This is a genomic window from Thermodesulfovibrionales bacterium, from assembly GCA_035622735.1.
Taxonomy (GTDB): domain Bacteria; phylum Nitrospirota; class Thermodesulfovibrionia; order Thermodesulfovibrionales; family UBA9159; genus DASPUT01.
This window is the reverse complement of record DASPUT010000029.1, coordinates 1-7,696: the sequence shown is the minus strand read 5'-3', so window position 1 is coordinate 7,696 and position 7,696 is coordinate 1. Positions and strand designations below refer to the sequence as shown.

The 7,696-nt window shown below is 53.0% G+C and carries 10 protein-coding genes; all 10 read right to left on the bottom strand.

What is annotated here, in order from left to right:
- Positions 1-775, bottom strand: a 775-nt coding sequence (gene gspN / locus VEI96_01500) for a type II secretion system protein GspN (protein HXX56657.1), incomplete at its 3' end; no start/stop codon positions are given.
- Positions 772-1,350, bottom strand: coding sequence for a hypothetical protein (locus VEI96_01495; GenBank protein ID HXX56656.1), 579 nt, complete (start codon positions 1,348-1,350; stop codon positions 772-774). The genes gspN and VEI96_01495, both read right to left, overlap by 4 nt.
- Positions 1,347-2,423, bottom strand: a complete 1,077-nt coding sequence (locus VEI96_01490) for a GspL/Epsl periplasmic domain-containing protein (GenBank protein HXX56655.1) — start codon at positions 2,421-2,423, stop codon at positions 1,347-1,349. Before VEI96_01490 ends, VEI96_01495 begins: the two co-directional genes overlap by 4 nt.
- A gap of 9 nt (positions 2,424-2,432) precedes the next feature.
- Positions 2,433-3,395 carry a type II secretion system minor pseudopilin GspK gene (gene gspK, locus VEI96_01485; GenBank protein ID HXX56654.1) on the bottom strand — a complete coding sequence of 321 codons (963 nt, stop codon included), beginning with the start codon at positions 3,393-3,395 and terminating at the stop codon, positions 2,433-2,435.
- The gene (locus VEI96_01480) at positions 3,392-4,060 is read right to left on the bottom strand and encodes a prepilin-type N-terminal cleavage/methylation domain-containing protein (GenBank protein ID HXX56653.1); all 669 of its coding nucleotides are present in this window, start codon (positions 4,058-4,060) and stop codon (positions 3,392-3,394) included. The genes gspK and VEI96_01480 overlap by 4 nt, the downstream gene beginning before the upstream one ends.
- Positions 4,060-4,434, bottom strand: coding sequence for a type II secretion system protein (locus VEI96_01475; protein ID HXX56652.1), 375 nt, complete (start codon positions 4,432-4,434; stop codon positions 4,060-4,062). The genes VEI96_01480 and VEI96_01475 overlap by 1 nt, the downstream gene beginning before the upstream one ends.
- Positions 4,421-4,888 (bottom strand): prepilin-type N-terminal cleavage/methylation domain-containing protein, encoded by a 468-nt coding sequence (locus tag VEI96_01470; protein ID HXX56651.1) that lies wholly within the window; start codon positions 4,886-4,888, stop codon positions 4,421-4,423. The genes VEI96_01475 and VEI96_01470 overlap by 14 nt, the downstream gene beginning before the upstream one ends.
- Positions 4,857-5,321 (bottom strand): type II secretion system major pseudopilin GspG, encoded by a 465-nt coding sequence (gspG, locus tag VEI96_01465; protein ID HXX56650.1) that lies wholly within the window; start codon positions 5,319-5,321, stop codon positions 4,857-4,859. The genes VEI96_01470 and gspG overlap by 32 nt, the downstream gene beginning before the upstream one ends.
- Before the next feature lie 82 nt (positions 5,322-5,403).
- On the bottom strand, positions 5,404-6,579 hold the full coding sequence (locus tag VEI96_01460) for a type II secretion system F family protein (protein ID HXX56649.1): 1,176 nt from the start codon (positions 6,577-6,579) through the stop codon (positions 5,404-5,406).
- Positions 6,560-7,696 (bottom strand): ATPase, T2SS/T4P/T4SS family (locus VEI96_01455; protein ID HXX56648.1); only part of this gene is annotated, 1,137 nt, incomplete at its 5' end. The genes VEI96_01455 and VEI96_01460, both read right to left, overlap by 20 nt.

The window sequence follows — 7,696 nt, the reverse complement described above, 5'->3', positions numbered from 1 at the left end:
TGTATCGTTCCAGCAGCGGCTGAAGCGCGGCCCCGGCTTCGAACGAGGAGTCCATCATCAGCTCAAGATTCATATTCAGATTACTTTCCTTCACGCTTCCTTTTATCCTCGCGTAGACACCGTTTCCGTAGAGCGCAAACGACTGCAGATCTATGGTGCCGGTATTCACGATGAGCGCACCCTTAGCCATGTGAAAAAGATCGAGGGGAACGAAAGCCCCCCCGAAGGATGCTGCTTTGAACCGTGCGTCATCCACGGAAAACTTCGCCTCTCCCTTTCCGTTGTCGAGAGAAAGAGCGACCGAGAGGTTGCCGTCCCCGTGAACGCCGATGAGTTCAAAGAGAGGGATGCCCTGCAGCCGGATGCCGGCGCCGTCTATTCTTGACCTCCCATTCCCGGCGAGTCCTATCTCACCCCTAACCCTTCCACCGTTGACGGTGCAGTCGAAATCGAGAGCGGGACTGAATCTTATGAGAGAGAGGAGGTTTATCTTCCCCCGGACATCGTCGAAACTCACGATCGCGGTTTCGGACAGGGGAGGCTTCTCTCCGTCCTTTTCGCCTTGCCGGAAGTGCCCCCGTTTCATGAGGACGATTTTTTCAGCGCTGAAGCTCAAAAAAAGTCCCTTGCTGAACCCCTCCGTCTTTAGATGGAGATCTTCCGAATCGAGTCCATTCTCGATGAGGCCTATGAAGAATTGTTCCGGCAGAATGACAAGCCAGGAACCTACGACGAGCAAGACAAGGGAGGAGATGACGATAACGGCCTTCTTCACTTCTTCGTAAAGAATGAGAGTGTCAGACTCGCGTTGAGCAATTCAGGATTCTCGAAGGTCTTCTTCATCGAGAGCCTCCGGAGGGAAAGCATCATCGGTGCATCGTCAATCGCATAGAGCATATTCACGAGCTCATTCATCGTCACCTTTTCGATCTGGACCTCCTCGGTCTCTTCGCTGCCGCCGGCAACCTCCCTCTTCCCGATCGCCTTTACCGCCTTAACCTTTCCTTTGAGACCGAGCGAGGAAGATATCTCATCCATCGCCTGGGGAATACCGTTCACCTTTGAAGTCGCCAGGGATTTCCGCTGTTCAAGGGCGTCGGTACGCTCTTTTAAGGACCGGTACTCCGCCGCCACAGCCGATACCTCCTTGAGTTTCGCCCGGACCGCGTGTGCTTCTCTTTTCGAAGCAGTCTCCGCGATGAAGAGAGGAACGATGAGAATGCAGAGAGCGATTAGGACGAGGATAAGGACCGCGTTGCGTCGGTCTTCCTGATTGCTCCCCTCCCTCAGGCCTGAGAGCACGGGAGCGGAAAGATGCATTATCCTTGATCCGGCTTCTCTCAGTGTCATGACGGCCGGACCTTTGCGACAACGGTAAAGAGGATCTTTCCCTCCACAGAGGACTTTATATCCGAGGCGGTAACATCGTTGAGGAATTCCGAAAGCTTCGTCTTCACCCTATCCACGCTCTCCATCGAGACTGCCTCACCTTTGACGGTGACGACTTCTCTATCGAGATTCATCTCATCGAACTTCACTCCCGGAACCGTCCTCTGAGCGAGATCCGTCATGAGCTGCAGAGGCGAGACTCCTGCTATCGTTTCTCCCCTCTCCCTCAGTTCCTTCATCTTCGACTTCAGCTGATATAATTCATCGGTTATCTTCTTGTCATTCGGGAAAAGGCCGGTATAAAGACTTCGCATCTCTTTTTTTACCGCAGATACTTCCTTCCTTTCGGCAATAATTTTGAAGGCAAGATCCGCATTGATCACCAATGCCAGCAAGACGGCGAGGATTTCCGTGACCCGCAATGACTTCTTCATCTTCTCACTGTCTCTCGTAAAGGCGAAGGGGCCGGTTCTGAGATTAATCGTGGGTGAAATAAGCTCTTTCCCCGCAGCATCAATCCTTTCATCGGGACTCAAACTTCCGGGGCTCATGAGATGGGATGCGATATCGCCATCGGCCTTACCGAGAATCGCCTGGAGTTCGATCGACGTCACGACCTGGGGATCCATACCTGCCAATGAGAGACCTGCCAGGATTTCCCTGAGGCTCCTCCTCTCGATGTACGTCACAACCACATCATGAGTGTCCGCGGATTGATCCATTACGACCGAATCAAAGACGATGCTTTCGGACCCGCCTAAGATGAGCCCGTCAAGCTCGAAGGGAATGATGCTTTTCAGCTTTTGACTGTCGGAGAAAGGAAGACTAAGCATTCTGAAGTTTAGGGAGCTGACGGGGAGGCTCAGATAGAATTCCGTAATGTCTTCAAAGAGATTTGCCGGAGATGCCGGGGGAGTGAAATCAACGGTCTTTTCGAACTCATATTTTCCTCCGCGGCTGCCGAAGAGATAGATTGTTAAAGCTTCGTTGCCTTTCCACCCGTCCCGAACATCGATGACCCCTGCTCTTCCCATCCGAAGAACCTACAGCTCCTTCCAGTATTGTATCTGCTGGCCGCTCACTACGCTCTCTATCACTCTCTTAATCTTATTTTCTTCTGCGATGACTGTGATACGTAAGTTCAACGGTTTTCCCCAGACAACCATACCAGAAATGGCGCTAACAAGTGTAGGATCGAAGCCGGGAACTCTTTGTTGAAGTTCACCAGTGTTATTAAATGGTTCCACTGCCCGGTACCGAATTACGCTCTCCGCCATTTCCCTCGATATCGCACTATTCAGCGACATTATAACAGGTATCGGCGCGGTATTAATATTGATATTAACAACATTATGAGGCCCGTATACCGTTACATAAGGCAATAATTTTTCATAGGTCACGCGGTCTACTCCCTTAATGAGGAGGAGTTCATCGGTGCTATCCATAAATCCATTTTTGGCCCCATCTTCCGAATCTCTCAGTCTGGGGTTACCATCTCTGTCGATCCAGTCCGCCACCCTCCCGGCTATGTCTTCATTCAAGCCCAGGTTGTTAAGCAACCTCTTAAAAATCGACATCACGCTCTGCTGGGAATTATTAACCGTAACCTGAGTATCTGAATTTTGATCTGTAATCAGCGAATTCAGATTGAATTTTCCGCCCTCATCCTCGGCCCTGACGACCACACTCCCTTCAAAACCTTCGAGCATGTTGTCGACCGGAATATCCTTGCCGAGATATTTATAGAGTTCATTCTGCGGCGCACTTGAGATGATCTTCACCGCAAGCGAGGTGCCGGATTTCGCGACAAAGGAGAGCCTCTGGGAGTCTCTCCAGTTATAGAGGGCTGAGGTTGTTGTGAAGACCGCGTAAGAGAACTCGGTGATGAGGGCTGTTATGAGAACGAGAATGAGAAGCGTAAGAACCAGTGCCGTACCCTTTTCGGAACCAAGACGAAAGACAGCAGAAAATGGGCGGCGCACTCTCTCGAGATTCTTTCTCGTCATATCGTCTGTCTGAACCTCGGCTTCGCGATATCCGAGATCGTCATAGAATCAGAGTCGGTGCGTTCAGGCGAACGCTCTTTCTCTTTACCTGTATCTTTTTTCGTCCTGATCTTCAGCGAGATCCGTATCTCATCAGGCTGCTTCTTCGTCAGTGCAGTATCCCAGGTCTTCACCCACTTGTCTCCGAATTTTGCCTCGATCGTGAACGAGTCTATCTCTTCCATGAGTTCGACACTCTTTGTTTCATCCTTCTGTGCGAATGCCGAGATGATCTTCTTCTTGAGCGTGAGTTTTCCGTCGGTTTCCTCAACGATGTAGGTTATCCTTGCAAGCCCAGGAAGCAAGGGCGAAAAGGACGTGAAGAGCACCTGCGATGCCTGCTTCCCGTAATAATCCCTGTCGTCGATTTTAAAGACGGTATAACTCTTATTGTTGCTCGTTAACGTCGAATCATAGAACGCGGATTCGAGCTCCCTCTTCAGGGTATCAACGAGGGACCGAGCCTCCTGGAGCCTCAGGAGGGAATCGCCGACCGCGTCCACCGCCTTTTCCGAAAAAAAGAATGTTCCGTAGAGCGCCGCGATGACTACGGAGAATATGGCCAGTGCGATGAGGACTTCGAGAAGGGTGAAACCGTCTCCCTGTTTCGTTCTGACCCTTTCCATCACTTTGGCTTGCGAACCAGTTCTGAAAGCGTCACCTCTTCTTTCCCCTTTCTGACAATTACCGCCAATTCGGACATGCCGGGGAACGAGGAATCTTTCACTGACGTTTCATAGGAAAAGGCCGAGTAGGGTTCCGGGAAATCGCCCTTGCTCACTGAGGGGTTCTTTTCTATCTCGTACATCTTCGCCTTCGCGAGACCGGTCGAAACCGTTATTACCCCTTGCCTGTCCGCAATGCCGAGCTGGTAATTTAACGTATAGATGAGGGTGATGAGGAGGCCGGCGATGATCGCGAGGCTTATCATGACCTCAACGAGGGTGAAGCCCGCACCGGACATGCTCCCTCGCGTGCATCGGTCTCTAAGGTTTTTCATCCTGAATTATCTTCACCCTGCCGCTCAGGGCGTTCAGGACGACCGTTGCGTCCTGTTTATCGTTATGGAGATGGATCTGAAAACTCTCCGAGGAGCCTGACGGTCCGAAAAAGACGGTCACCTCGCCTTCGGTCAGCTTTCCCTTTGACTGCAGTTCTATGAATGAAATGGTATCGAACCGTTCCGATTTCTCCCCATCGGGACCGGCATAAGAGACGATCTTTTCTCCAAGACCGACCTTGAGGGGGAGATTTTCCTTCGTGGCTACCGCGCTGTCATTGAGGTATCTCAGGATGGACGCGATCCGCTTTGCGTCGGAAACCACCCTGCCCTCCCCGATCAGGGTCAGAGAAGGAATGGATAACGACACCACGAGGGATATGATGAAGATAGCGACGATGAGCTCTAGAAGGGTGAAGCCCTTACTGCATCTCCCAACTCTTGATATCCGCATTGATGCCTTCTCCGCCCTCTTTGCCGTCAGCTCCATAGCTCATTATGTCGTAGTCCCCATGAAGGCCCGGCGAGACGTACACGTAGGGATTCCCCCAAGGGTCCAGAGGTATCTTCTTCTGCTCCAGATAGCCTCCGTCCCGATACTTTTTCGGTATGTCGCCGGTCGTCGGTTTTTCGACAAGGGCATCGAGTCCCTGCTGGGTGTCGGGGTAGAATCCATTGTCCATCTTGAAGAACTTAAGCGCCGTCTCGAAATTCCTGATCTGGACCTTCGCATCCGTTATCTTCGCATCATCGATCCTGCCGATTATCTTCGGGGCGACTACGGCGGCAAGAAGGGCAAGGATTACGACGACGATCATTACCTCGAGGAGGGTGAAACCCCGACAGGAACGTCCGGCATGCCCTGCGAAACAGATACTTCTCTTCATCGTACTTCTCAAGCTACCTCCTCTCTCTTCCCTATTCTACACAAGCCCTTTTCAATTTACCAACCGACATATCAGTTTGCGGTCACTTGATGAGCTGGTTCAACTGGAACATCGGCAGCAATACGGCGAGCGCGATGAAACCGACCACAAGCCCCATCACGACTATCATGATAGGCTCGAAGAGTGAAAGCGCCTGGTTGATCCGCCTGTTGAATTCCTCTTCATAGGAATCAGCCGCCCTGTTGAGCGACTCAGGGAGCTTCCCGCTCTTTTCTCCGGTAGCGACGAGCTGCACGAATACGGGAGGAAACTTCTCGAGAGACGCCGAGAGCCTCTGTCCCTCAGCGACCTTAGCAGCCCCGCTCAAGACCGATGCTTCGAGCTCCCGGTTTCCCATCGACCTCGCCGAAAGGCCGAGCGCCTTGAGCATGGGCAAGCCTCCGTCCAGGAGGAATCCCATCGTCCTCGCGAATCTCGAGTAGTAAAGGCTCTGGATAATATTCCCGGGCAGCCTGAGAATCAACCGGTCTACTGATAGCCTGTTCTCCCTCAGGAATTTCTTCGCATAGAGGACGACAGCCGTCGCTCCCCCTATCAACGCCCACCAGTAGCCGACGAATAGGTTGCTGATGCCTATGAGGAGAACGGTAACAAAGGGAAGCGTGGACTTCGCGTCCCTGAAGATCTTCACGATTTTGGGTATCACGAAGGTGAAGAGGAACGAAAGCACAACGATGCTGACTCCCATCATGAAGATCGGGTAGACCATTGAAGAACGGACCTTCGCCCTGACCGCGCTCTGTCTCTCGAGGTAGTCGGCGAGTTTCCGGAGAACAGTGTCCAGATTGCCGCTCTCTTCTCCGGAACGGACCATGTTGCGGTAGAACTCAGGGAAGACATCGCCGAAATCCTTCAAGGCCCGGGAAAGACCCGCACCTCCCGAAACCCGCTCCTTTATCGCTATGAGCATCTCCCTGTAAAAACCCCGGTATTCGGCAGCGAGAGACATGAAGGCATCAATGAGGGGAACTCCTGAGGAGAGGAGAGTCGCGAGCTGTCGCGTCACATTGGGCAGAAAGGTTTCATCGGTCCGCTGGAACAGTTTCCGCTTTCCCACGGGACGGGGTTCGGCAATGTCGCTCGGGAAGATGCCTTCGGCCCTCACCCGTGCTATCGCGTCGTTCAATCCCGACGCCTCTATCATGCCGGTCGCTTCAGAGCCGTCAGACCGGAACCCCTTATAATGAAAGATCGGCATAATCCTTCTGCGTGACCCTCAGGACCTCTTCGAGAGTCGTATGCCCTCTCGCGACCTTGATGAGGCCGTCTGCATAGAGCGTCTTCATGCCCTTCGTAACAGCGGTTTCCTTGATGGCCTGGGAATCCCTTCTCCCGGTAATCATCTCTCTGATGTCGGCGTCCACATTGAGGAGCTCGAAGATGCCCATCCTACCGGAATAGCCGCTGCCCTTGCACCGCTCGCATCCTCTTCCCCTCGAGAGGATGGAGGGCGAGAAACGCGGGACGAAGGTGGAAAAATAGCGGGTCTCTTCTTCACCCGGTTCGTAAGACTCCTTACAGTGCTGGCATATCGTCCTCACCAGCCTCTGCGCGATCACCGCGACAAGGGAAGAGGCGACGAGAAAGGGCTCCACGCCCATATCGATGAGCCTCGTGACCGCCGATGCAGCGTCATTCGTATGAAGCGTGCTCAGGACGAGATGGCCGGTGAGGGACGCCTGAATGGCGATCTCGGCTGTCTCGACATCCCGTATCTCCCCGACCATGATCACATCGGGGTCCTGCCTGAGTATCGACCTCAGGCCCGATGCAAAGGTGAGCCCTATCTTCTGGTTTACATGAATCTGGCCGATGCCCTTGAGCTGGTATTCTACGGGGTCTTCAACGGTGATGATGTTCTTCTCTTCGGTGTGTATTCTGTTCAGGGCAGCGTAGAGGGTCGTTGTCTTGCCGCTTCCCGTCGGGCCGGTGACAAGAATAATCCCGTTCGTCCTGCTCAAAAGTTCCTCGAAGTGTTTTTCATTAACATCATCGAGGCCGACCTCGTAGAGACCCTTCAGCCCCTGTTTTCTGTCGAGCAGCCTGAGGACCGCCCTCTCCCCTAAGGAAGTCGGGACGATCGAGACCCTTATATCAATGTCCCTGCCGCCGATGAGGAGCCGTATTCTGCCATCCTGGGGAAGCCTCTTTTCGCCGATATCGAGATTCGCCATGATCTTCACCCTGCTGATGAGGGCGTCCTGGATAATCTTCGGCGGGGTGAGCACCTTCCTCAGTATGCCGTCGACCCGCATCCTCACATCGAGCTCCCTCTCGTAGGGTTCGATATGGATATCGCTCGCATTCTCCTTGAC

Excerpts from the sequence above, each read along its gene's own strand:
- VEI96_01460 (HXX56649.1), bottom strand. The coding sequence starts at position 6,579 with ATGCCGATCTTTCATTATAAGGGGTTCCGGTCTGACGGCTCTGAAGCG.
- gspG (HXX56650.1), bottom strand. The coding sequence starts at position 5,321 with ATGAAGAGAAGTATCTGTTTCGCAGGGCATGCCGGACGTTCCTGTCGG.
- VEI96_01480 (HXX56653.1), bottom strand. The coding sequence starts at position 4,060 with ATGGAAAGGGTCAGAACGAAACAGGGAGACGGTTTCACCCTTCTCGAA.
- VEI96_01470 (HXX56651.1), bottom strand. The coding sequence starts at position 4,888 with ATGCGGATATCAAGAGTTGGGAGATGCAGTAAGGGCTTCACCCTTCTA.
- gspK (HXX56654.1), bottom strand. The coding sequence starts at position 3,395 with ATGACGAGAAAGAATCTCGAGAGAGTGCGCCGCCCATTTTCTGCTGTC.
- VEI96_01490 (HXX56655.1), bottom strand. The coding sequence starts at position 2,423 with ATGGGAAGAGCAGGGGTCATCGATGTTCGGGACGGGTGGAAAGGCAAC.
- VEI96_01495 (HXX56656.1), bottom strand. The coding sequence starts at position 1,350 with ATGACACTGAGAGAAGCCGGATCAAGGATAATGCATCTTTCCGCTCCC.
- VEI96_01475 (HXX56652.1), bottom strand. The coding sequence starts at position 4,434 with ATGAAAAACCTTAGAGACCGATGCACGCGAGGGAGCATGTCCGGTGCG.